Annotated in this window: 20 protein-coding genes; 5 read left to right on the top strand and 15 right to left on the bottom strand. The window is 40.3% G+C overall.

The features are described from left to right. Positions 1-93: 93 nt before the first annotated feature. Positions 94-1,500: a sodium:alanine symporter family protein gene (locus H5180_RS04860; protein ID WP_182757805.1), complete on the bottom strand. Its 1,407-nt coding sequence runs from the start codon at positions 1,498-1,500 to the stop codon at positions 94-96. Positions 1,501-1,693: 193 nt separating this feature from the next. Here H5180_RS04860 and H5180_RS04855 point away from each other — a divergent pair, with 193 nt between their 5' ends. Next, positions 1,694-2,404: an AraC family transcriptional regulator gene (locus tag H5180_RS04855; RefSeq protein ID WP_145239052.1), complete on the top strand. Its 711-nt coding sequence runs from the start codon at positions 1,694-1,696 to the stop codon at positions 2,402-2,404. 88 nt (positions 2,405-2,492) lie between these two features. Further along, on the top strand, positions 2,493-3,359 hold the full coding sequence (locus tag H5180_RS04850; RefSeq protein ID WP_182757804.1) for a DMT family transporter: 867 nt from the start codon (positions 2,493-2,495) through the stop codon (positions 3,357-3,359). Between the two features lie 83 nt (positions 3,360-3,442). On the opposite strand, the gene H5180_RS04845 is transcribed toward H5180_RS04850, so the two are convergent. The 3 genes from H5180_RS04845 to H5180_RS04835 all read right to left on the bottom strand — a co-directional run bounded on the left by H5180_RS04845 (position 3,443) and on the right by H5180_RS04835 (position 6,677). Continuing rightward, positions 3,443-4,423 (bottom strand): patatin family protein, encoded by a 981-nt coding sequence (locus H5180_RS04845; RefSeq protein ID WP_145239058.1) that lies wholly within the window; start codon positions 4,421-4,423, stop codon positions 3,443-3,445. Positions 4,424-4,662: 239 nt separating this feature from the next. Beyond that, the gene (locus H5180_RS04840; protein WP_182757803.1) at positions 4,663-5,658 is read right to left on the bottom strand and encodes an LLM class flavin-dependent oxidoreductase; all 996 of its coding nucleotides are present in this window, start codon (positions 5,656-5,658) and stop codon (positions 4,663-4,665) included. 260 nt (positions 5,659-5,918) lie between these two features. Beyond that, a complete protein-coding gene (locus H5180_RS04835; protein WP_182757802.1) occupies positions 5,919-6,677 on the bottom strand; it encodes a rhamnogalacturonan acetylesterase in 759 nt (252 codons plus the stop codon). Positions 6,678-7,100: 423 nt separating this feature from the next. On the opposite strand from H5180_RS04835, the gene H5180_RS04830 reads away from it, so the two are divergent. The 3 genes from H5180_RS04830 to H5180_RS04820 all read left to right on the top strand — a co-directional run bounded on the left by H5180_RS04830 (position 7,101) and on the right by H5180_RS04820 (position 14,749). Beyond that, positions 7,101-9,815: a TonB-dependent receptor gene (locus H5180_RS04830; protein ID WP_182757801.1), complete on the top strand. Its 2,715-nt coding sequence runs from the start codon at positions 7,101-7,103 to the stop codon at positions 9,813-9,815. 533 nt (positions 9,816-10,348) lie between these two features. Further along, positions 10,349-13,372, top strand: coding sequence for a TonB-dependent receptor (locus H5180_RS04825; RefSeq protein ID WP_145239072.1), 3,024 nt, complete (start codon positions 10,349-10,351; stop codon positions 13,370-13,372). Positions 13,373-13,597: 225 nt separating this feature from the next. Beyond that, positions 13,598-14,749, top strand: a complete 1,152-nt coding sequence (locus tag H5180_RS04820) for a rhamnogalacturonan acetylesterase (protein ID WP_182757800.1) — start codon at positions 13,598-13,600, stop codon at positions 14,747-14,749. A 101-nt stretch (positions 14,750-14,850) separates the two neighbouring features. Here H5180_RS04820 and H5180_RS04815 read toward each other — a convergent pair whose 3' ends face one another. The 11 genes from H5180_RS04815 to H5180_RS04765 all read right to left on the bottom strand — a co-directional run bounded on the left by H5180_RS04815 (position 14,851) and on the right by H5180_RS04765 (position 26,477). Next, entirely contained in the window at positions 14,851-15,372 is a 522-nt protein-coding gene (locus H5180_RS04815; RefSeq protein ID WP_182757799.1) for a hypothetical protein, read from the bottom strand. A 17-nt stretch (positions 15,373-15,389) separates the two neighbouring features. Beyond that, positions 15,390-17,879 carry a host specificity factor TipJ family phage tail protein gene (locus tag H5180_RS04810; RefSeq protein ID WP_182757798.1) on the bottom strand — a complete coding sequence of 830 codons (2,490 nt, stop codon included), beginning with the start codon at positions 17,877-17,879 and terminating at the stop codon, positions 15,390-15,392. After that, positions 17,863-18,258: a hypothetical protein gene (locus H5180_RS04805; RefSeq protein ID WP_182757797.1), complete on the bottom strand. Its 396-nt coding sequence runs from the start codon at positions 18,256-18,258 to the stop codon at positions 17,863-17,865. Before H5180_RS04805 ends, H5180_RS04810 begins: the two co-directional genes overlap by 17 nt. Positions 18,259-18,262: 4 nt before the next feature. Then, positions 18,263-18,754 (bottom strand): DUF1833 family protein, encoded by a 492-nt coding sequence (locus H5180_RS04800; protein WP_182757796.1) that lies wholly within the window; start codon positions 18,752-18,754, stop codon positions 18,263-18,265. Between the two features lie 16 nt (positions 18,755-18,770). Beyond that, positions 18,771-21,500: a hypothetical protein gene (locus H5180_RS04795; RefSeq protein ID WP_182757795.1), complete on the bottom strand. Its 2,730-nt coding sequence runs from the start codon at positions 21,498-21,500 to the stop codon at positions 18,771-18,773. A 4-nt stretch (positions 21,501-21,504) separates the two neighbouring features. Beyond that, positions 21,505-21,969, bottom strand: coding sequence for a hypothetical protein (locus H5180_RS04790; protein WP_182757794.1), 465 nt, complete (start codon positions 21,967-21,969; stop codon positions 21,505-21,507). Next, positions 21,969-24,740 carry a tape measure protein gene (locus H5180_RS04785; RefSeq protein WP_182757793.1) on the bottom strand — a complete coding sequence of 924 codons (2,772 nt, stop codon included), beginning with the start codon at positions 24,738-24,740 and terminating at the stop codon, positions 21,969-21,971. Before H5180_RS04785 ends, H5180_RS04790 begins: the two co-directional genes overlap by 1 nt. Next, on the bottom strand, positions 24,727-24,933 hold the full coding sequence (locus H5180_RS04780) for a hypothetical protein (RefSeq protein WP_145236472.1): 207 nt from the start codon (positions 24,931-24,933) through the stop codon (positions 24,727-24,729). The genes H5180_RS04785 and H5180_RS04780 overlap by 14 nt, the downstream gene beginning before the upstream one ends. A gap of 131 nt (positions 24,934-25,064) precedes the next feature. After that, entirely contained in the window at positions 25,065-25,388 is a 324-nt protein-coding gene (locus tag H5180_RS04775) for a hypothetical protein (protein ID WP_182757792.1), read from the bottom strand. A gap of 35 nt (positions 25,389-25,423) precedes the next feature. Then, positions 25,424-26,338: a phage tail tube protein gene (locus H5180_RS04770; RefSeq protein WP_182757791.1), complete on the bottom strand. Its 915-nt coding sequence runs from the start codon at positions 26,336-26,338 to the stop codon at positions 25,424-25,426. Beyond that, complete coding sequence (locus H5180_RS04765) at positions 26,331-26,477, bottom strand: hypothetical protein (RefSeq protein WP_182757790.1); 147 nt, start codon at positions 26,475-26,477, stop codon at positions 26,331-26,333. Before H5180_RS04765 ends, H5180_RS04770 begins: the two co-directional genes overlap by 8 nt. Between the last annotated feature and the right edge of the window lie 3 nt (positions 26,478-26,480).

Raw genomic sequence — 26,480 nt, 5'->3', positions numbered from 1 at the left:
TTACTTTTACAACACTAAAAGTGAATATTTATGCAAGACAAAAAGCAACTTTATGTTGCCATAAAACCGCTTTTTATAGTTAAGTATGCTGAATTAGTCCCAAATGCCGTCTTCGCATTTGCCCTGTACTTTTACATCTTTTACTTTAAATTCGGGCTCTAAACCTTTGTCTCTTTGTGCGTGGTAATCGCTGGTGACAGACAAAATAGTCGGCGTTAACAGTATAATAGCGATAACGTTAACCACTGTCATTAACCCTAAGGCAATATCGGCTAAATCCCATACTTCTTTTAATGTGGCAGACGCCCCCCACATCATCATTGATAGATATAAAAATGTGTAAATGCCACGCCCTACTTTATTATCGAGCTTAAATAAATGTAGGTTACTTTCGGCATAAGCGTAATTAGCCACTACCGAGGTAAAGGCAAATAAAGTAATGGCTGCTGCTACAAAGTACACGCCCCCTTGTGCTAAATGTGCGGTCATTGCCGCTTGTGTTAAGCGAATGCCTGCCATCTCACCACTGATATCAATATCAGCAAGTAAGATAATCACAGCGGTACAACTACACAACACGATAGTATCAAAAAACACCCCAAGCATTTGAATATACCCTTGCGTTACTGGGTGATTTGGAATGGGCGACGCACTTGCTGATGCATGCGGTACACTGCCTGCGCCAGCCTCATTAGAATATAAACCACGTTGAATACCGTTTTTGATTGCCGCGCCCATTGCGCCTGCACCGGCTTCTTGCAGCCCAAAAGCAGATAAGAATATATCCGTCAACATAGCAGGCACTTGGGTGAAGTTAATCAAGGTAATAATCACAGCTGCCAGTACAAATACAATGCCCATCACCGGCACTACTCGCTCAGCAAAGCGGGCAATAGCTTTAAAGCCACCGAGTATAATAGAGCCTGCAAGCAGGGTTATGACTATGCCTGAATATAAGGTTGGAATTTCAAAAGCGAAATTAAGCGCATCAGTAATGGTGTTGGTTTGCATCGCGCTAAAAGTAAAGCCATAACCTAAGAACAAACACAACGCAAACGCGATAGCGAGACTACGGCTGCCTATTCCTTGTTGAATATAATAAGCGGGGCCACCTCTAAATTCGCCTTGGCTATCACGTACTTTATACACTTGGCCAAGTACGCTTTCTGCAAAACCGGTCGCCATGCCCAGTATGGCAATCACCCACATCCAAAATATGGCGCCACTGCCACCTAATGATATCGCAACAGCAACACCGGCTAAATTGCCAGTTCCAACCCGCGCACTTAATCCGGTGCACAGTGCTTGAAACGAACTAATGTCGTTTTTATTGCATTTGCTACTGCCTTTGAGAAGGCTGAACATGTGTTTAAATTTTAAAATTTGAATCAGTTTTAAGCGTACTGAAAACCAAATACCTGTAAACAGTAAAATGTAGATCAGTATTTGTCCTTCACCCCAAAGTAGGTTATTTATACTGCCTACGATTAAATCAAACATGTTTGCCCTTGTTATTATTTTTCAACCTGCAATAGAATACATATGCTGAATTTAAGAATATTTAGTTGGCAATACTTTATCTTGCTGATATAAATTAGCAAGTATTGAGTGTATTAAAATAACAAAAAGTTATTTACAACACCCTACAATTCCCTTCATGATTGTTTGTCATAGCAATTATTAAATTTAATAGATGAATAGCTTATCGATTCGATATTACACACGAAAAATCCACAGCCACCAGCACCACTATCACCAACTTGTTTTACCACTTAGTGGCTATATAGAACTTGAAATGAATAATTTCGCGGCGCCTGTTGGTGTTGGTCAATGTGTTGTGATCCCTAAAAATACTCTACATGCGTTTAAATCAGATGAAAATGCGCGTTTTATAGTGGCCGATTTATTAGAGCTCCCTAATAACTTAACGACGATGAATGCCCCCTGTTTCAGTATTGACGATAAATTAATGAGCTATCTAAGTTTTACCCAAAAGCAGTTGCAAGGTGTAACTAACATAGATGAAGCAGCGTTATGTTTTAATTTATTTTTGGTGTTACTCAGGCAACAAACTACCAATGCGACTATTGATCCGCGGATAAATAACGTTTTGTTATTAATAAAAAAAGATTTATCGATAGACTATACATTGAATGATATGGCTGCGGTTGCATGTTTAAGTGTTACTCAATTCAAAGCGGTTTTTAAGCAATGTATGCACACCAGCCCGGTTAAACATCACACGCAATTAAGAATGGAACATGCGCGTTCCTTACTTTGTTACTCTGATTTACCTATAGCAGTCATTGGTGAACAGGTTGGTTATAACGACCCATCAGCTTTTAGTCGCGCCTTCACTTGCTACTTCAAACAATCCCCACGAGACTTAAAAAAGCAGCTTTAGCGTCAACAATATCGCCTTTTAAGCACAGTGTTAGATAGTAAAATTGATAAACTACCTTTATCAATTAATTTTTAATTAAATGTTTGCTATGTCTACAATTTTCGGCGTATTAGCTATTTTTTTATGGGGCGCATTAGCATTGTTAGGTAATTTAACTAAAGCATTACCGGCTTTTCAATTACTATTTATGTGCTTCTTTGTGTCGTTCTTATTGCTGTTTATTAAACGGCTTGTTACCAAGCAGCCTTTGTTAACTCTGCCTACACTTGGTAAGGCGCAAACAATTATTGGCATAGTTGGTTTATTTGGTTTTCATTTTTGTTATTTTATGGCACTTAAATATGCACCATTGATCGAAATTAGCCTGATTGTATATTTATGGCCATTGTTATTGGGTGTTTTTGTCGCGCGGTCTGAAAACAAAATAAATGCGATTATAGGCGGGCTGGTTGGTTTTATAGGGATCGTGTTTTTAATTAGTGATGGCAGTGGTTTTACTATCAATAGCCAGTACTTTTTAGGCTACCTATTTGCTGCGAGTTGTGCGCTATTATGGTCGAGTTATTCATTGTTCATGACTCGCTTTGATAATCACGTTGATGATATTGGTTGGCTTTCTCTTTATGTAGCTATTTTGGCCTTATTGGCACATATATATTTTGAACAAACAGTCACACGTTTTTCATTAACGCAGACTGTAGGTATTTTTTTGTTAGGGTTAGGACCTGTCGGTGGCGCATTTTACTTATGGGACATCGCTTTAAAAAGAGGTAATAAAACGTTACTCGCCTCTTTGAGTTTTTTAACACCGCTACTATCTACCGTGTTACTGGTTATGGCTCAACAAATACATTTTTCATGGTCAGTTTTAATTGCATTGGCATTTGTTTTAATTGGCGCAGCGATCAGTAATTATAAATGCAGGCCTCGGGTCGTTAATGCGAGCCATTTATGACTCGCTTATTAATTACAAACTAACAACACATGATACTTATCCAACTCACATACAACTGATAGGAATAAATTCATTAATACCAATTAGTTAGCCACAGCAACAGGGTGGGTATTGTTTGCTGGGTATTGCTCAGTAAAATAGTTATTACCTGCCAATAAACCTAATTTATAATCACGACGTAGATCATTGGTTGAACTACCAAGTAATTTGCTCGAAAGCTTTTGGTTTGCAAAAATTTGTATTATTTCTACATCTTTCGGAGGATTGGCAATAAATGCTAACTCATCCTCATACGCTTGTTCGTGTTGTAATAAGTAATCTAAGGTTTTTGGGCAATATCCTGATGCACAAACAAACGCTTTTAACTTGTTTACCCATGCCGATTGCGCTTGAAAGTCTTGATCAACTGTGCGGATCACCACAATTTTACGTGCACCACGATTGTAGGCTTCGCGCACTGGTAGTGGCGCAGCAAGGCCACCATCTAGGTAAAAGTCTGACTCAGCGTGTACGTCGGTTTTATCTATTTCATTAGCAGCTAATGCATTTAACCATGGCGTGAGTTTTACACCTTGTTTATATAAAAATGGCAGTGCACTTGACGCTTTCAATAGATCTCGCCATTGCTGGCCTTCACCGGTTGGTGATAAAAAATAAGGTTTTCGATCACGGGCATTAGTGGCGGTAATAAGTAACTCTCGTTCACCCAAACTTGCTTTTGCAGTTTTAAAATCAAGTGCTCTGTTAACTTCGGTAGTTTTATCAAAGTACCAGTCTAAGTCGACTATATGTTTACCAACTAAACCACGGCCTAATTGAAAAAATCGTTTGTGACGCGAAAGCCCTCTGATTAAGCGTTTGGCATACCCTTTTTGGCGAGCTAAATAGCTAGTAAGGTTTTGTGAACCTGCTGAAGTACCAATAAATAAATCGAATGGGTCATATTCATGTTCAAGCCATGCATCGAGTACACCTGCGGTGAAGATCCCTCGTTGCCCACCACCTTCCGCGATCAATGCTGTTTTATCGAAAGTATTTGTGATTTTGGGGTCTTGAGGTTTCAAAATATGCCTTCCTTTGTAATTACTTTATTGGTTTATACCTTCATTTTAATGTGTTTAAATCAAACGTTAAAATTGATTATATAAATCGAATTGATTATAAAAACAGAACGCAAGCTTAAATAAGATTAGTGCTGTGTTTTGCACTTTTAAGTAGAGTTCAGAAACTAGTAAACATTGTGTATTAGCTAGTTTCTGTATTGTAACGGGGGTTAAGTGTACCTTAGCTTAATTTTCAGTGGTTATGCTTTTATTGACCGTAAAATCTCCAACGCGTGATGACGGTCGCTACTTTGGTAAAGATCATTGGTAAAAATGAACTCATCGACACCAAGCTCTTTGACTATCATATTTAGCTTATGAGCAATGGTCACTGGACTCCCTACCACAGATAATCCTAAAAAGTTTTCAACCTGAGCCTGCTCTTGCTCATTCCATAATCCAGCCATGCTTTTAACGGGAGCTTTTAGCCATAAAGGATCACCACGTAATAGTGCTAAGATACGCTGTTTTGACGTGGTTGCTAAAAACTGTGCATGTTCATCGCTATCTGCTGCAACTATCGGTAAGCCAAGCATTACATACGGTTTGTCTAACACTTCAGAAGGTTGAAATTCACGGCGATATAAAGCGATTGCATCATAAACAAAACGCGGTGCAAAGTGGCCAGCAAACACATAAGGGAGGCCTTTTTTAGCAGCTAGTTGCGCACTGTATAAACTGGAACCAAGTAACCAAATAGGTACATTGGTGTTCTCGCCAGGAATAGCGCGAACAGGGTGACTACCATCGTAAGGGCCTAATAAAGTTTGCAGTTCAGTGACTTCATCGGCAAAGTTTTCAGCGCGTCGTTCATCTCGGCGCAGAGCACGGCTGGTTATATGATCGCTACCTGGTGCGCGACCTAAACCTAAATCAATACGCCCTGGGTATAAACTCTCTAACGTGCCGTATTGCTCTGCAACAATCAGTGGCGGGTGATTTGGTAACATAACGCCACCAGCACCTACTCGTATAGTTTTAGTTTGCCCTGCTATGTGGCCAATTAATACAGAGGTTGCCGCGCAGACAATTCCCGGCATATTATGATGTTCAGCCATCCAAAATCGGTTAAAACCGAGTTCATCAGCTTTTTGTGCATAAGCGACACTATTTGCAAGAGTACTTGAGACGGTGGCATCTTCTTTCATTGGGCTAAGCTCAAGTAAAGAAAACGGTATTGCAGATAACCCAGACATGCGTACTCCTCATTGCCGTTAATTAAGTGATACAGATAATCAAAATAATTTAACCATCATTACATTAATGGGTCTGTTGGGGGGGGTAATTCAATCATTAATTTTAGCTAATCAATTAATCTAGTCGATTAAGCTAAGTGCACAGAAGTTATTGCATTGAATGTATTTACATCCATCCAATGCAATAACACTACACTAAATAAACTACATACGTTATTAGCTACATCATGCTTAATCGAAAAATTTATAGATAATTACTTTTATTTTAAATGTTTTGGATCAGGTATGCGTAATTGTTTAACGAGTGGGTGATTTATTTTTTTCATTTCAGTTAATACTAATTGAGCAACTTCTCGAGCACCAAGCTCATTGAAATGGGTATTATCTTCTACGCCCATAGGGTAATTTGGATGTAAGTTAGGTGCTATATGCATAAAACGTAAGCGTGAGTTGATCCCACCAAGCTTTTGAAAATACTGTTGGGTCACCCGTTCCATGTCAATAAAATCGACCCCTGTCTGTTTAGCTACATCTCTTACTATATCAGCGTAAATAGGATGGGTGTCCTTGATCTGACCTTTTTCATCAAAATAACGACGCGTTACCGGGGTCATCAGTAATGGCTGTGCCTGCTTTGCTCTTACTTCAGCAATAAAATTAACTAGGTTTTGCTTATATTGCTCTGGTGTAGTGTAGCGGTCTACTTTCTGTTTTGACTGATCGTTATGACCAAATTGAATGATCACAAAATCATCTTTATTAAGTTCATTTATAATGCCCGCCCACAAGCCTTCACTGATAAAGGTGCGTGTACTACGACCATTTTTAGCACGATTTTTAACGTCGATGCTGTCATTAAAAAAGATACTAAAGGGCATTCCCCAACCTGTTTCAGGGTAATCCTTCACTTCTTTAATTGACATGGTTGAATCCCCTGCCATAAAAAGCTGAACTTTAGTAGTTGCTGACATACTTGAAAAACTCACCATGATAAATATTGCTGCTATTAATTTTCCCATTCTACTCGCTCTTTATTGTTTTTAAAAAATCAGTTTAGCTCTTTATAAAATTATCTTTTGTAATTGAGTGAAAAAATAATTTTACTTAATTGTGGTTGTCGTTATAAACATACCATCAACTGCCACCGGTGGCAAATAACAAGTTAAATCATGGTGCTGAATAAAATTAAACCAAGACTTAATGTGCATTTACTGCCAAATAAATGTAAATAAAACATAAAAAATGTAATTTATTAGGTTTGACAATATGCTTTTTTAGATATAGCTTGACTTGTTTGCCACCGGTAGCAAATGTATTTCCATGGCATTGCTACCGTTTCAAATTATATTTTTATGACCTTTAATCATAGACTTACATTTTACTGGCTAAATAAAGTAATAAAAATAAAAGCTCAAATCAACAGCATAAAAAAGGAACACACAATGAAGACTGCAAATAAGTTCGTTCTCAAGCCACTTAACTGCATTGTTAGTGCCTTACTACTGGGCACAACATCGTATGCAATCGCAGCCGATGAACAGCCACAAACAGATACTAAAGCCCAAAATGACATTGAGTTAATTCAAGTAACTGGATTTAGATCATCATTAAATAAATCGTTAGCAACTAAACGTTTTGAAGTAAATACCACTGAATCTATCGCGGCTGAAGATATTGGTAAATTCCCTGATCTGAATATCGCCGAATCATTACAACGTATTCCTGGGGTAGCTATTTCTCGTGAAGGTGGTGAAGGACGGCAAATTACCTTACGTGGTTTAGGTCCTGCATTTACACGTACTACCTTAAACGGTATGGAAGTACCTGCTAGTACCGATGGCACTGACTCTGGTGGTGGCGTAAATGGTGGCCGTGCATTTGACTTTAATATATTTGCATCCGAACTATTTAATCGTGTTGATATCCAAAAAACGCCCACGGCCGCAACTGAAGAAGGTGGTATAGCGGGCACTGTTGATATGTATTCTGCACGTCCGTTTGACACAACAGGCTTTCATGTTGCAGCGTCTGCGCAAGCCGGTTATAACGACCTCACTGAAGAAGTCGACCCACGGATGGTATTTATGATCAGCAACACATTTGCTGATGATACAATCGGGGCTTTATTTTCTGTCGCAAAATCTGAACGCACCGTGCGCCAAGAAGGCTTTGGGACTGTGCGCTGGACCACCCCCGTACTCGATGGTGGCGGTATTTATGCTGACACCTCTAATACTGAAGTTATTGGCACACCCAATACTGGGGAGTGTGAGTTCGAAGGTCAAACAGTCGATGCTGTGAACTGCTTATATACGCCACGTCTGCCTCGCCCTGATTTTTTTGGTAATGAACAAGACCGTTTAGGCTTTACCGGTTCATTGCAATATGCTCCTAACGATGATCTGGTCCTTACACTAGATACATTACATTCAACTCTTGATAATGACCGTACTATGTACAACTTTTTCGAGATGTTTAGAAACACATTCAGCGAAATTACTCCTGAATCGATTACCATTGCTGACAATGGAAAACAGATCCAAGCAGCGACATTTAACGGCGTTAAATCTCGAGTAGAAAGTCGTCAGCAGATTTCAAAAACAAAATTTCAACAATACGTATTCTCAGCTAAATATCACTTATCTGATTACCTTCGATTAGACGCTATGGTGGGCACTGCTGAATCGGATGCTCGCTCTGAACAGTATCGTTATAACATGACCAATAACACACCTCATAGAGTATCGATGGATTTTGGCACCAGCAATAATACCGCTGTGATGAATTACGATTACGATACTCTAGATGCCAACTCCTTTGATTTAGCCGATGGGCGCTTACGTGCAACCGATGTACTACGAGAAAATGACACCGCTAAAATTGATTTATCATACGAGATGGATATGATGAATATCAAAGGCGGTATTGCCTATAACGACAGAACGGTTAGTTACGATGAATCACAAATAAACGGTTTTCCTGATCAAGATTCTGCAGCTGGATTTTCTCAGCTAATGCCCTACGATGATTTTGGCACCGGTTATGACGGTACGTTATCACCCTTTATAGTGGCTGATTTTGATGCAATAAATTCACAGCTTTTAGTAAAAGAGTGGGTGCCACGCAGTGCGCAGAGCTGGAAAGTTGAAGAAGAAACAATGGCTGCCTATGTGGAAACTAATTTTGAATATGAAATTTCCGATATGCTACTACGCACCAATGCAGGTGTTCGCTATGTAAAAACTGAAACCACATCAACAGGTTTTATTCAAACTGATGCGGTATCAATCGACAATAGCTATGACAATGTTTTACCGGTGCTAAATTTAGCCCTTGATGCAACCGATGATGTGATTGTAAGGCTGGGTTTATCTAAAACCATGACCCGCCCGAGTTTGAGTTCACTCAATCCTGGTAATCCATCGTTTTCTTATTTAAACGGCACTGTTAGTGCGGGTAACCCATTCTTAGACCCTTTCACCTCTACCAATACAGACGTTGGTGTTGAATGGTACTTTGCAGAAGAGTCGCTATTAGCAGCAACAGCGTTTTACAAAGATATTGGCTCTTTTATAAAAAGTGATAGTGAAGAAAAACTCGTCGATCCTGCTTATTTACCCTTTATTGATAATGATCCGCAATATGATCCATCAAGTGCACTCGATCCTAGAACTACTCCTTACACACATTTCGTCCCTGTAAATGGTCAAGGAACTGTGATCAAAGGGCTTGAACTTATTTATCAGCAACCTTTTTCATTCCTACCTGGGTTGTTAAAAAATATGGGGTTAGTGTCTAACTATACGTATGTCTCTGCAGGTGAAATTACGGGTCTTTCTAAAAATTCTTATAACTTTACCCTGTATTATGAAGAAGAAAACTATGGCGCTCGTGCTTCAGTGAATAAACGCGACAATTACATCACTGATTACACGGGTAACAATGGTAATGCCGAAGAAGCGACATCTGGTCCAACACATTTTGACCTATCAGCCTTTTATAATATTAATGAAAATGTCACCGTAACATTTGAAGCAATTAACCTTACCGACGAGTATGAACGCCTGTATACAACGGGTGATGGCAGTTTAGATTTACCACGTGAATATAATCATACCGGCCGACAGTTCTTTTTAGGAATACGCTACAACTTGTAAAACAGTATTTAAATTTTAAACTCCCCTAAGGTAAACAGCTTAATTAACATTTTAATTAAGCTGTTTTTTTACGCACAATACCAACAACTCAATGTTAATTGCCTTTCTTAATTGATAATCAAAAATTACTCACATACTAACAAAAATATTCTTATATTGTTTTTATACGACTAAAGTAGCGCATCCATTATTTATATTTAAAATACAATGCCACCGGTGGCAAATAATCAGTTAAATCATAGTACTTATAGATAATGTTGCACTTGAATGGTATTTGTACGCTGTTCTAAATGTAAATTAATGATGAATAATGTTATGTTTTTCATTTGACATCGCATCAATAACGCTATATTTTTCATTTTGTGCCACCGGTAGCAAGTCATTTAATCAAACACTTTGCTACTTGCTTTCTCGTTGTTTTTCCCATTATGGATTATGAGGTTAGGTGCAATAAGAATCAGAACAAGGACATGACAAACACTCTCTTTCAAGTCATGTTAACTTAATAACAATAAGTAGAACGTGGAACCACTATGACAACCAGCACACACAATTTTAAACTTAGTAAGTTAATGACCAATTTAATACTCAGTGGCGCATTGACCAGTGGCTTAGCATATGCAGCCCCTCAAGATGAAGCTGTTGCTGATGATCAACTTGAAGTGATCGAAGTAAAAGGTTTTCGCGGTAGTATCAATGCCGCTTTAATGTCTAAGCGTGAAGCCGTAGGCACCCGTGAAACCATCATTGCAGAAGATATTGGTAAATTTCCTGACTTAAATGTGGCAGATTCTCTTTCACGCGTACCTGGTATCTCTATTGAGGAGGATGCGGGTGAAGGTCGTCAAATTACCATTCGCGGTTTAGGTTCTCGTTACGTTAAAACCACAATTAATGGCATGGAATCAGCATCTGCTGGTGCTGCTACTGATGCGGCTGGTGGTTCTAATACCTCTCGTGCTTTTGATTTTAACGTATTCGCATCTGAACTGTTTACCCAAATAGATATTAATAAAACCGTTTCTGCTGAACTTGAAGACGGTGGCATATCAGGGAATGTAAACTTACAAACGGCGCGTCCATTTCAATATGATGGCTTTAAAGGCGCTTACAATGTCAATGCTCGTTATAGTGATGTTGATGAGGATGTATCGCCTCGTGCTTCTTTTATGCTCAGTAATAACTGGGATAATAAGTTTGGTGTACTTGCCTCTATTGCATACTCTGATGGCACAGTACAAAGTGAAGGTTCTTCAACTGGACGTTGGACTGTAAACAATCCCAGTTTTGTCGAAGATGGTTTACCTGTTGGTCAAGGTGGCTCAAATTATCTTACCGTAGCACCTAAAACATTACTGATGCCAAACGGGAATTACACCAATGAAAATTTAGATGGGCTATATTTACCGCGAATTCCTCGCTATTCATTGTATTCAAAACAGCAAAAACGTCTTGGTGCAACAATTGCTTTTCAGTATGCGCCTACCGATGACCTTTCATTCAACTTAGATGTGCTGCATGCAAGCTTGGATAATGATTCTGAAGAATATCACTACGAAGTATTATTACGAGATCAAAAAGATATCGTCCCTGAAAACATTTATGTCGATGCCAACAACACCATAGTCGCAGGTGCGTATTCAAATTCCATTATTCGCTCAGAGACACGACGGGATTCATCTGAATCAACTTTTGATCAAGTTAGCTTTACTGGAAATTGGTTTATTAACGATCGTTTTAAAATGAACTTCCTAATAGGCCAGGGTAAATCAGATTTAGACATTCCGAATATGACCACCTTTGCCCTAGATAGTAATCAATCTACCGTGGCCTATAGTTTTGATAGTAATATAGACCCATTATCATTAATTAATAATCCGGGCGGACAAGCGATTGGTAGCGGTGAGTTAAACACTAATATGCCATCATTTGCATTTGCCGCAGGTCAGCCATCTGGCGGGAATTATAGTAAAGATGAAATAGCGTCGGTGATGACAGATCCAAGTAATTACACCGCTGGTTTAGTACGTAATCGCTCGCAAACAATTGAAAGTGAAAACAAAACTATTAGAGTTGATTTTACATACGAGATTAACGATGAATATACGGTTAAGTTTGGTGTGGGTCAGCGTAGTTTTGAAACAGAACAACACTATAATTTAAATAACTGGAAAGACATCAATAAAGAAACAAACAAAACATCAGGCGCAATAGCAGAAGAGCGTGTTATATCGCTAGATGCAGCCCAAATTGATGGCAGCTTGTTCAATACCACTTTAGATAAACAAGGTGTAAGTTTTGGTAACAACGCTTCAATTCCTGGTTCATCAACGCTTAACAGTAGTACTTGGTTAGCACCTGATTATAATGCCATGTACAACGCCTTTGCTGGGGCAAACTTTTTTCAAGCCAAAGAAGATTTTAGACGCACTTATTATATTAAAGAAGAAGTTGCTACAGCATTTGTCCAGTTAGATTTCAGAAACTACATATTTGATAAAGAGCTACGTGGTAATGTTGGTGTGCGTTATGTTGATAACAAAAACACCAGTCGTATCGTAAATTTAGATCATATTTACAAAGATGGTTTCACTGCGGGACGTGGCGACGGTGCAAACTATGCTGCAGGTTATGGTTGGCGTGAGTCTGTGAGTGAAGGAGATGAATGGCTGCCATCATTAAACCTTGCTTACGATATCACTGAGGACTTAGTCGGTCGCTTTAGTTATTCACACGCAATTACTCGCCCAAAACTATCTGATTTGCGTTCTTCAATCAGTATTAATACGCCGAGTATTGATGATCCGTCAGCGACAATTAAGATGGGTGCAGGCCCGTCACTCAAGCCTTATAAAGCAAAACAATATGATGTTGGTTTAGAGTGGTACTTTGCTGAAGAATCGCTGCTTGCAACATCACTGTTTTATAAAAATATTTCGGGTTTAACAAAAGCAAGTTCTGAGCAAGTTTTATCACAAGCCGATCTTGATAGACTTGGTATCGACCTTGGCGACACAGATCCTAGCACTGTGACTTGGCAAGTATCGCAACTTGTCAATACCGATGCTGAAGGCATGTGGGGCGCAGAATTTATTTATCAACAGCCTTTTACCTTCTTGCCTGAACCATTTAATGCCTTAGGTTTACAAACTAACTACACCTATATTGATTATACACGTGATATAGAAGACCCATTTTATGGCACGCAACTTAACTTAGTAGAAGAAGAAACATCAAAGAATACATACAACATCACCTTGTACTATCAAGTAGACGATTGGTCGGCTCGTTTTTCTTATAACTACCGAAGTGGCTATAACAAACAATATTTAGACGAATATAAAGATGAATCAACCTTTGTGCGTGGTTATGATGCAAAGGCGAAGCTTAATTTCTCTGCCCGCTACAAGTTAACAGATAAAATGAGTGTTTCATTTGAAGCCGTTAATTTAACAGATGAAAAACAAGATATGTGGAATGATATTTACACGCCACGCCCTTACGAAAACCTGTCATCAGGTCGCCAGTTCTTAGTGGGTTTAAGAGGTACATTCTAACTTTATAAAAGCACAACCTCATTTAACGAGGTTGTGCCTTCTCTAATTGTCTCCCCTGTATCATCGATGGTTTTCAGTTGAGGCTGATAGGTTTGATTTTAACAAAACTTTCAGTTTGCCCCTACTCAGAAAGATAAGAACAAGAAACTGAAAATATTGCTCACTAAATATGCTTGATAGCCATTTGAGTTAACAGTGCGCTGATAATAATAAGGTATTAGAAACATGAAAATTTTTCTCAAACAATTATCCATACTTTTAGTATGCTTCTATTTAAGTGCATGCGGAGGTTCATCAGATGACTCCACTATTGTAGATCCAATAGTTACTGACCCTGTAGTTACTGACCCTGTGGTTACTGACCCTGTGGATCCTGAGCCACCTGTTGAACCTGAGCCGCCTGTTGACCCCGAGGATCCAGTTGATCCTATTGCTGATATCACCATTCATATGATTGGTGACTCGACTATGACTGAGTACGACCAATCGCGTAAACCGCAAGCCGGCTGGGGTGAACAGGTTCCTATGTTCGTGAGTGACAAAGCAACCGTTAGAAATTGGGCCCGTGGTGGCAGAAGTTCTCGTAGTTTTTATTACGAAGATGGTCTTTGGAACTTAGTTAAAGAAACAATAAAAACGGGTGATTACCTAATTATTCAATTTGGTCATAATGATCAAAAATTAGGGGATGCTTATGAAGAGTTTGGCACTTATGCATACTGTAGTAATGGCAGTAGCAATGGTGAGGATTGCCTTGATACCGAACACTCTTATTATCAATTCCTGAAAAAATATATAAAAGAAGCACGTGACTTAGGCGCAGTGCCCATTTTAATGAGCCCTATTGTGCGTAAATATTTTAGCGGCGAAAGTATCAGAAACTCAGGACTACATAATCTTGAAACGGTTAACACTGGAGAGCTTTTTGCACGCGGTAACTACCCTGCGGCGATGAAGGAAGTCGCGGTATTATTAGACGTTCCTATGGTTGATTTAACCGGGCAAACAAAGGAAATTGTTGAAAAGTACGGTGAGCAAGCTGCGACTGAATCACTCTACATTTCAGCAGACAGCACTCACCCTCAAGTACTTTTCGCGACTTTAATAGCAAAAGAAGCCATGAAAAGTTTGCAACAGCAAGAGGTCTTAGCTGATTATATTATTGAAGCGACTTCTTTTATTTCTAGTCCTGAAACACTGCAATGGAACGATCGTTATATTGGCGTCGCTAATGTGAAAACTTTAACGTTATCAGCATTTGATTTAAGCCCTAACACGGGTAATTTAGTGGCAACCGCACCTGATGGATTTTTATTAAGTGATGCTCCCGATTCAACTAACTGGACAACAATATTAACCGTTCCTTATGAAAATTGATGCAAGTCGCGAAAATTAAACACTGAAATCCACGAAAAACGCGAAAACTGATGCTTTCAGTATTTTGAACAGTGTTTAATATATTAGAACAAAAATCTAGTTCATTTATAGGTTGGATCTGAGTTAATCAAACATAAGTTATTTGACTCAAGCTTTGACGTTAATGCTGATTGTTCTTTTCTTACCTCTTTCAGTTCTCTCAAAATGCTTGTATGTGATTTATCCAATATATCGTACATTTTATCTGGCACGTTTATATCTGATTTCATTGCAGCAATGCTCATCACAATAGAGGTTAAAGTTGATACAACTGCGATACTTATTGCAACCAAAGCTTTCGTATTTGCATCCTTAGATGATTTCCTTGCCTCTTTAAGCTCAACATATTCTAAATATCTAAAGTGATCCTCAGCACTTGCGAAAATCTTTATATCTGCATTATCTACTGAGCTATAAAAGGTACCGTGGTTATGAAATAGCAAAGACTTATGATGAATTAATAACTTCAATTGATGCCGCTCAACTTCACTTAAGTCTAACGCTGCACATAACTCTTGAAAGGTGAACTGTTCTTGCTTAGTCGCCCACTCTAATACACGTATCATCAAATTTTTATCGTCCATTCTATTTCCTTATTATGTTAAGTAGGCGCTAAACTATTATCGTCAAGATAAACTCTATCATCGTACAGTTCTGCTGTGACATTAACTTTATCAACTGATGATGGTTTGATATCTCTTATCAGTACAGCATTACACCACTTGTTTGTAATCCCGAACATATATAATGGTGGTTCCATTGAACCATCAAACACTGGTGCAAAGTCTATGTCACTATCAATTATAACTTCATTGCTTGATGAACCGATAGTCGCAGTGTAAGGGCCAGATAAAGTACCGTCAGGCTTCCTTAGTGCTAAGATGTGTGATTGTCCGCTTTGCCACTTTAATATAGCGTCAACATAAACCGAGCGCCCTACTATATATTCAACCCGTCCTGTCTGTTCATATCCTGGTATGTCATCAGCTAATGCGCTGTAATCTAAATAACGCGAATTTAATGCGTCCATCTCTGTTTTAAAGCTAAAGCTTGTACGGCGATAGCGGCGAGCTCGGCGCTTACGCATGCCAAATTGATATGCTTTATCCCTACTAGTAATACCAAACGCTCTTACCTTCTCAGGGTTAACACCTAAGTCACCAGGGAGTAAACACAAGATTGTTTCTGACTTCCATGTAATTGGTGAGAAGTACTCAACTTCAACACCGTCATGTTCATCGTCATCTATCAGCGTAATTGTGCGCTCTAAAAATCCGATATAGTTATCTGGCTGGTACATATGCTGGAATATAGTGCGCTGTTGATCACGCACCGGAATAATTCGGCCATAGTCGATTGTTGGCTCTGCAAAACCAACCGCCAGTACACGCTTTAATACTTCAAACATAGTGCTACCACTATCAAATACAGCGTTAAATTCATCACCGCGATTATGCCAAACAGGGTGTAATGTATTGATTTCATCTAAACCAATTTTGCTATCACTGTGGCCTGAGCTTTTAATAACGTGAGTAAAGAATGGAGCAATGTCGGTAGTAGGCCGTGGTGCGCTCCAAGCCCCATTTTCATAGACTGGTAAAATTCGGGTCGCGATGACATTAAACTTGTTTTCAGCAGAACCAGCTAGTGCATTGGTACCACGAATTTTAACTGCAATTGTTGTCATACCTTCATAGCTAGTTGCACTACCAAGCTCAGTTTTTAAAGACGTCCAGTAAATATCATCATATATACGGGTATCATCGTTGGCTGCTGTTACCCGCTTAACTCGTAATTCAGGTCTAATTTTTTGAGGCAGCTCAATTGGAAAAGTAAAACCTAATTGATCATTTGTTGAGTCAGTGAAAACTTTGTCATCAACAGCGGTCCAGTTCTCTTCACCAGCATTTCTGTACTCAATTCGAATAGTCACAGAACAGCTTAGAAAATTACCATCGTCGTCCAGCTCACCAAGGCCCTGTGGAAACAAAAAATCGAGCCAAATTTTATCCGTCACTTCACCATCTGGACAGGCAAAAAAGGGGCCATTAAACTGACCATCACCACCGCCTGATTCAACAAAAATTGTTGCATTTGATTCATTTTCAGTGAAAAAACTTGTCCACTGAGGATCATCTTGAAACTGCCCATCAACCTTGTTGACCTGATTGCCATTTACATTTAACTCTAGTATCTCGAAATAGCCATCATTTTGTCCGTCCAGTGAGTACTGTATAGTTATAATCTCACCAAGTTGGAATGGTATCGGTGCTTTATATTTAATCGTGCCAATTTCTGGCTCATACTCAACTTTGTATGCAACAATTTTGTCGCCTTGGAAAGAATATACATACGAACCATTATTGCCACCAGTGCTGGTTACTCTCCCCTTAAGCTCAATACCTGTGCTGCCAGACGTTGCACCAACTTCGCTTGATGTATAAACATTTCTATATGCTTCATGAACAGTAACATCTTCACCAGGGCCAAACACTTGGCAATCAACATCACCAACATAACGATTGATGGGTGTATTAGCGATCAAAATATCTTCAGGTAATATTTCATAGCTACCTTTACCAACACACAACATTAAATAGAGCCACTGCTCATTATTAATGTATTCTTTTCGTGGCATTGTTAAATAGTCAGGGAACACTTTATGACGGCCAGCATTTTCAGGTATCACCCCCATCAGTTTTGGTTTATTACCTTGTGTATTAACATCATAAATACTGCTGCCATCAGGCACTGTCGAATTATAATTATCAGGTATTTGGTTAGTCGCATAGATGGCAACACCGATGGCAATAACAGCAATAACCGCATACGCAATTGTTGCTGGGTCTTTCGATTCAACAACAAATTTTATGTCGTCATTGTGCTTGAACGTGCACGTATCCCATTCACTAGGAAGTACATGTCTGCTATTTATATTTACACTAAATAGAGGCTGCTCTAGCTCTGCATATGCTGGCACGTTTGCCTTTAACCATGAGTTTACTGTTTGACCAACTAGACCAGTGCATGGCTCATACAAACTATCATCAAGCTTGTTTGGGTAAACCTTAATTTCAACCTGTGTACTCATAGAATTTAACCTCAAAAAATAGCTTGTAGAAATCAGATACTTTTATAATAGATGGCCCTTTTTTGCGTGATGTATGCAGTATTTGTAGTTGGCCATCAATAAATACACATAACCCCATGTGTATTAAGTTTCCCCCTCTAAAACCACACGCAATAGCCTGCTCTTTAGCTGAGCAAGGTTTAAATTGATCAACTATTTGTCTATATGAGTTAGTGAGGTTTTTTTTATCATCAGGACTAACATGGCCAAACGACTTAAATAAAGGCTTTCCGTATACGTTGTGAAGCACAAAACGTGGCTGGCCCCAACAATCAAGCCCAGTCATATCTCGACCACCATCGACATACGGTACACTCAGGTAATCATTAATATGTTTCATAGGATTAACTAAAGTACTTTAAACCAGGTGCGACATCTGGTGTATAGCGATCTCTTGGCCATGCTCTGTTAACCAAGTCATTAAATGATGCAACTACATTCACCCGCATTGCAGTGGCTTGAACACTCACTGCCGTCATTTCTACAGGTGGCTCGGCAGGTTCTGTTAAGTCACTTGCTGTGTAAACGCGGTAAATAACTTTAATTTTATCGCCAGCATCTTTAGCTGCATCAACTTTTTCCAGTGCTTCGCCCGATACGTTATCAAGCTGGAACTGTAAATCTTGGCGGCCTTTTACAGCGCGGGATGGGAGTGAAACCCCCATCCCGCACGCTTCAAAAAGTACAATCTCGCCACTCTCAATGCCAGCATTAACATTATCAAACCCATTGCATAGTCTGATAACCCCAAACGAATCGGCTTGGAGTTCCAATGTGTGGATTGGCAAATCGTTTGTTGGGGCGCTGGCGTAGGTGCGTTGGAGTACTTGGGACATAATACCTCTTTAATGGCTATATTTTACTTACGCCGTATTTTGTTTCGCTATGACACTCTATGATGTCATCAGTATTAAATATGGTAGCTGGTCTACCTATCACACCCTCTGTATATTCGACAATTTCAGGGATAAAATACATTTTGTTAGAGCTAATTCTTTCTGTCCAGCTTCTAAGACCTACATCCTTCCTTTTTGAATTGTCTGCATTCCACATTTTTGTTTCTACAGTGTAATCGAACCCATTGTATGAACCAGTGGCCTTTACCATATCAATACCAGCATTGGCACTGGCTGCAATTCGGTCAGTTTCCGTGTATGGTTCAGCTACATCATTTGATGTAGGAAAATGAACTCTAAAAGGTTCATCTGCGTTATAAATTAGTATCCCGTTCATAGGTGGCTGATTAGTTTGTTGCATCGCTCCCATGAGTTGATTGAATACAGTGTTATCTCGCTTCACAATTAGTTTATTGTATCTTCTAACACCATACTTTGTTATTTCACATCTCATATAATGTATAGATGACAATTCCAATGGCTCTTTAGCATAAGTAAATTCACCACCTCCTAAACTAGCGTCAGCCGCGTATATATCAGCCATAAATTCAAAGTGAAACCTGTCCCCCTCTATGACTCTTTTATCTGTGTTGGGGTCAAAAGGCTTTCCGTCAACAAAGAAATGTACCCATTTAAAAACTTCACAGCCATGTGCAATGCCCACATACTTTCCTGATTCACCTGCCCTGCTGACCATGTGAATAAAATTAAAATTACCTTGTGCAACATCAACACCTGCATGTCTAACCCATGAGGAATACCACCCACTTTCGGTGTACTCAGGACGGTCTACATACTGAAAGACATGCTCTATATATTCACCACCCACCCTCTGTAAAACGTAGAATGAGGTTGCGCTAACTGGTCTCACAACAATGTCTTTACTGAAAAGCTCAAGACTCTCATCGTCATTTACATACAACTCGACTTTGAACGGGTCTGGGGAATTAACAGAACTACACGCGCGAATATATTTAGCGCCTGCATTTGAAATACTAACAGTGTGGTCAGCATAATTTCCGCTGACAGTTATGTGGTTTTCTAAAAGATTAAAATCCTCATCATAAATAGCAATACCCACCACAGGATTCACTATTCTCCCTGTGTATTTAACCGCAGTAGGTACTTTAGGCAGTGGTATAAAGTCAATCAGGCTGTACTGAGGACCAACTTCTACAGTACCATCGCTGTGCAAATACGCTCCAGTTGTCTTACCTTCATCTACAATATTAGTCAAACCACCCTTTGTATTGTATTTTGACGTCTTAAATGAAAACTCGTTTGTAGATGTTAAGGCGCAGCAGGCTCTAACGTACGCAACGTTCGGGCTGTTTATTTCTATCCTCTCGTCAACAACATTAGTAAATGTTTGTGTAGACAAAACGTTTAAGTCTTTATCGTACAATGTAACACCTGACGTTGGTGATATCGCTAATCCGGTATAAATTAGTTCTGTATGATTTGTTACTGCTATTAACGGTGTTGATTTGTAGTTTGTTGCACTTACATAAACACCGTCAGATTCTCTTATATAGCCGTCTATCAGCGGTAACTTCGCCATGTCTATGTTAACTAAGTCAATAGTGTTAGTAATTTCATTTATTTTATCAGTATGACTATCAATATTTATTGAGTTAACGGATGCTTTATAGCCATTAACTGCATTTACAGATGAGCAAACTCTTATGTACGCAGCGTCAGATTGATTTACTGTTATTTGTAAATTAGCGACATCTGAACCAGTACTCACGTAAGTTGCTATTAAGTCCTTATTTCCATCATAAACAGCTACACCAGCAACGGTTCCATCCGTTTTCCCTGTGTAATCAATTAATGTATTATTTTTAACTCTTATAAACGGTGTAACCCTATAAGCATCAGACGGTGTAATTCCTCCATCAGATACTTTAATAAAACCATTAAATAAAGGGTGGCTTAAAAAAACATCGATTTCGTTTAAAACCAAACTTTTTAGTGAAAGCTCCACACTTTCCCCTTCCAACTCTAAGTTTCTAATGTTTGTAGGTGTTATTTTAATTTTTAAATCTGTCGATACCCTTACGTCTGTTGATGCTCTTAAGTAAAATGCGTTCTCCGGCACTATATATAATCCGTTCTTAGCTGAGCTAATGCCAGATAAAAAAGTATAGTTTTCATCGTAAAACGCCAACCCTGTATCAAGTGCATTGTAACCCTCAAAGAAAAAAGTTGATAAAGGGTTTGTCTTGATAAAATCTGTTCTTTTATAGTTTTCGTTCGTTTGCTGCTGCCCATTAAGCGCGCTTATTAACGAACCATTTATTAACTGTCCTGTTATCTCTTTAGTCATCTGCGCACTGATTGCATAAACTGATGGGTAAGATTTTTTTAACACAGCAACACCAGCTTCATTTTTATATAAATCTAAGTATTTGTCATCGTCTGGACTAACAACACTGAAAAACTGACCTGATGATGTTGCCGACAAGCCCGCTGCAGTGCTGCCATATTTTACGCCGTCTATCTCTGCAGCGGCGTCAAGAACAAGCTGTACTTGAGCATTAACAGTATCTTTTGTTTTTTTCTCAACGCTTGGCTTTTGAACACCGTTAATCTCTACAGTGGCATTCTCATCCCCTTGCAGTACTTGGTTGAGTTGCTCAACCGATGCTCTTAATTGGTCTGTTAATTCAAGAAAGTCGCTCATGTTTCTACTCCAAATAATTATTAATCGACTCTTGAATTGAGTCACAGTACTGCTCGTAAGTGAGCGGTGCCAATAGCTGGGCAACCATCTCTTCCTCACTCGCTGCTTTATATTCTTTAACCTCAACCTGTGCTTGGTATTGCCATACCAATGCGCTGATTGGTTTAAAATTCTCTAGTGGGTCTTTAACAAACCGCACTTGGTGTTTAACAACACCTTTGGGCGTTAAAATATCCATCAAAAACCAGCCTGTAAGCTGTACGCCGTGGTCAACAAAGCCTTCAAATGCTACGGCTTCGTCTTTTTTAAAGCGCCATGTGGCTTCCATAAATGTCGGTACGCTTAAAAATCGGCGGCGCTGGCGGGCACGGCCGCTGCTCATTTCTGTTCGTAATATGTTTGACTGTCGCTTGTAAGACACTTCTTTTAAGCGCGGTAAAGGCAGCGACAACGGGTAATTAACCATCATTAAGTTCCTGTACGCTGTAAGCCAAATGTTGTGCTAAGCACCCCTGCCGCATCGCCGCCTTGGCGTATATCGGCCACAAAGGCTTTAATAACAAATTCGCTGTCGTTGGTGCGTTCTTGCTCTACTTGGCCACTGCGGCTGGCATCTTCTATTAGTTGCACAGTGACATTTACAACCGTATTGCCGCCTGTGCCTGGTGCTTGTTTAGCAGTGGGTAATTGGCTTGGGTTAAACACACGACCACCATTACCGCCCGCAATATAGTTTTTACCGCCCAGCTCAAGCAGCTCAGGGGTATTGCGTTCACCAATTTCAATGAGTTTATTGCTATTGGTGTAACCTCCATATTGGAAGCCTGGTGGCTTTTGGTCTTTAATAGACTTCACTTGAGCGATACCCAAACCAGTTATTACACCTGCAGCAATTGGCCCAGCAATAGGGCCCAATTCAAGTGCTGCAGCTGCTGCGGTATAGGTACTCATTAATGCTTTAGCAATGCTCAGTGTTTGCTGCACTTTAAAGGCTTTTTTACTGTGAGTGGCGTACTGACCCGCTAAGTTCTCACCAATATCTAAACCAATCGCCACGCGGTCATTACCGCTAGCACGGTCTAAATCAACAAATTGCTGTACTACTTGGCCATAGTTGCCAGCGTATCTAAGTTGCACTTGGCGTTTACGGTCTTCGTGTGCGGCTTCTTCGGCTTCCAAACGACTATGAAAGCCCTGTAACTCAGCTATTTCGGTTTCGTAGCGGTCGCGGCGGGTTTGGTCTTCAAGTTGGCGTAATTCATTTTGGCGTTGTGCATCGCGTGCCGCTTTATCGGTTGCTAACTTATCAAGTGCGGCATCACGTTGTTGGCGTAGTTGTAGCTCAATTTCAGCATAACGGGTGCTGTCTTTGCCTTGCTCATCAAGCGCGGTGCGAGCAATGTCAATACGGCGCGTGTATGAACGACGAATACGCCCTTCTTCAGTCAGTAAATCAGTTTCAAGCTGACTAAAGTCTTTTTCAGATTCTGCCTGCTTGTTTTTTTGGTCGATTAACTTAGCAATATTCTGTAATTCCTGCTGCTGAGCAGGAAGCAGCTTGGCGTATTTGCCGCTGGCAATTTCATAGTTAACTTTTTCAAGCTCAGTGTTTTTACCTAACAATGCCAGGCGTTGCTGATAATTCGCATTGGCTTTTTGAAAGTTAGCTAATTCTTTTGGGTCTTGGCCTTTCTCAGGCGCTTTGCCTGCAGGCTTGCCCACTACAGATTGCAGCGCAACAATTTCATTTTTTAAATCAGTAACGCGCTGTTCTGCTGCTTGCACATCGTCAAACTTGCCTTTTAAAAACGGATTATTAAAACGCTGGCGAGCTTCATCAGCTAATTGAATGGCCCCTTGTAAACGCCCTTGCGCTAATAACAATAAGCCCTGTGCTTGTTTGCCCGTTAGGTTTGCATACGGGTTTAAATCCTTGCTGGCTTCTTTTAGCTTGTTAACTGATTCAGTGGCATCATCAGAGCTGCTCGCAAATTCATAAATACCCCACGCTGCAAGCATGATCAAACCAGCTGGCCCACCGAGCAAACTCATGGTGCCACCGAGCGCACGCATCGCAACATTAGAACCACGAACAGCCGCAGTATGAGCAACAGTAGCCGCAGTTAACCGCGCTTTAGCGGGTGCTAAAATGTTACTCGCACCCGTTAAATTAACGGTTGTTTGCACACTGCGTAAATTAGCCTGTGCCGCTGCAAGCTCTGCTGCAGTCAACTTAACGGTTTCTTGGGCTAGCCGTGCTTTGGCAATAGTGCTTTTGGCAAAGCCTGCAGCGCTAACAGTAAGGCTCGTTGCTAAACGCCCACCCAATACAATGGCAAGGGCTGTGGCGGCAGTGGTAATATCCTCAACCAATTCTTGATTAGTAGTCAGTTCATTTAATACACCCGTTACCGCATCAATCGCCGGCACAAGTGCAAAGCTCACTGGTTGTTCAATACGGTTAATTAATTGCTCATAGGCGGTTTCTGTGCGGTTAAGTGCAGCAGGTATTGTAGTAGCAATGCTTTTGGCTGCGCCTTCATATTCTTGCAGGGCTTTAATAAAGGTGTCTTTAAAAAAAGTATTGGTTACTTTTCCACTCAACACCATTTGCCTAAAACCACCAGATACCAAACCAGCTGCTTTATCCAACTCAGTAATTAAGCCAGGCAATGGATCAACTACCTGGTTAAATTCTTCAGCTCTAACAATTGATGAATCCATCGCCTGAGCAAAGCCGTACATGGTTTGTTCAAGCTGTGTATTTGATGCACCGATTTTTGATGCAACATTAGAGGTGCCCTCAAGTACTTTACGGCCTTCTTCTGCTGATAATTTATTGGCTTTTTGTAAAGTAAGGATACGGGCATAGCTATCTGCCATGCTCGAATACACTTTATTGTGCTCATTACTTGTTGCTATCAAGTAACGTTGCACTTGGGCATATTCTTGGCTTGATGAGGTAAGCCCTTGTAAACGGGCATTGAGTAATTGAATTTGGCCAATGTTTTGCACTTGTTGCTTGGCAAAATTAAGCGCCATAAAGCCACCAACAGCAGTCGCTAAACCGCTATAGCTTTGCGCTACGCTGTTATTACTGGTGGCTAACGCACGATTTTGCGCAACTTGCTGCTGCGCTTGCTGCTGTAAAGAGCGTATATCGTTTGCATTAGTACGCGTACCTTGGCTGATTGCTCGGCCATCGTACAGTACTTTTAAACTCAAATTATATCGGCTCATGTTGCTCTCGTGCTGCGTTTATAGCTTCAACTTCTAATACCTGAAACTTTGCAAACGTATCAGGCGTAATCTCTAACCCAGCCAGCTTCCATGCCACGGCGGCATTGCTGTAACTAATGCCGTTTCCGTCTCCTTGCCATTGTGTTGACACCGTTAAAAATGCAGTAAGGGCCAGCGCATTACACCTAAACACATTAAATTCTTTGTCTAGGTCGAGCACTTTAACTTGGTCAATTACATGCTTTGGTGCGTTTTGCTGAGTTAATACATCTATTAAATGGGTTGTGTCTGGGTGTTCATCGGCTACCCAATAGCGTGCAGCCTCTAGTAGTTTTTTCTTCCGGCCGTGGCAACCGCTACAAAATAAGCGTCAATCACAGCGGTGCGCCACCAACTTATTTTTAAACACGCAGCCAAGTTCTCTGCATTAAATGGCAATGGCTTATCGTCTTCGCCTACAAAGTCATCACCCCAGCCCACCAAAATCTTTTTAATAAAATCATGGTCGCCGCCATTGGCAAGCTGCTCATTACTGTTGTCATCAAGCAGCTTAAACTTGCCTGTAAACTCATGAGTATCACCGTCAAAAGTAAATTTAACCGGCTGCTTAACTTCTAGGTTCTGCATAGTTACGATTGAAAAAGCCATTGTTTTCTCCTGGTGTTTAAATTGGTTTAAAAAAGTTAATCAAGTAGCAAGCTAAATTCGTCATTGCCGGCGCTTGGTAAAATAGCCAAAGCCATTTCAATCTCGGCTTTTTTAGTGCGCTCAACATATTTAGGTTGTTTTACTTGCACTTTAGGGCAGCTAATAGTCACGCGGTGGCCACCTGCAGGGCCGTGCTTAATTTGTAAATTGCCCGTTTGCGAGTTAAGAGCACGGCTAAAAAAGTCGATATCAGCAATGTTAGGCGCAGCAATATTGACCGAGCCAGACATTGCACGGTCTAAAAATTCAATTTTTGCAGTGGTAAGCGTTGGGTCAAACTCCACTTCGTTACCGCTATCAATACTCAGTTTTGATGGCACAACCTCAAAGCCATGCAGTAAAAAGTCAGTAGTACGCCCAGCGCCGAGCGGTATAGGCTTAGGCCATGCGCTAAAGTCAGCGGCCGGCAATGCGTTATCACTAGGTGGCACATAAAGCCCTTTAAAGTCGAACGACAAATAAGGAATACCTTTTTCAAGCTCAATGGTATAGCTGCCTTGCGCACCTAACAGCGTGTGTTTGTTACGGCCAAGCTGAAAATGCATAGCCACAGATTCAACTGAGTCAGACACAGGCGTGTACTCAACACTGGTATCAGCCACAATTACCTCAGCCATACCACAGGCGCGCATAAGTGGCCCCCACGCTGGCGCTAAGCCCAACGTGCCCGAACCAACAAGCTCAACCTTAAAACTTATTCCCGCATATTCGTTGGTAAACATGGTTTCTTCAGCGCCCAAATACGGCGTATTTAAACCACGTTCAACCTCTTCGCCTTCCAGCGGGCGTACTTCAATATCTTTAGTTAGCATCGCATTTAGCAACGCTGGCAACGTGCCATAGGTCGCTTCTATTGCGGCTAAAAGGCTGGTTTGGCTCCACTTAATCATTGTCTTTCCCCTTTGCTTTTACGGGTTTAGTAACTGGTTTTTTAACCGTGGCAACCGGCTGTGTACGCGCAACCAGTGTTAATTTACCGTCAGCATCTTTGGTATAGCTGCCGCCGTGGCTGGGTGTTTTATTCATCATGTT

The organism is Pseudoalteromonas sp. SR41-4, assembly GCF_014163985.1.
In the GTDB taxonomy this organism is placed as follows: domain Bacteria; phylum Pseudomonadota; class Gammaproteobacteria; order Enterobacterales; family Alteromonadaceae; genus Pseudoalteromonas; species Pseudoalteromonas rhizosphaerae.
Note: the sequence above shows the minus strand (reverse complement) of the source record. Positions and strands in the feature narration are given on the sequence as shown.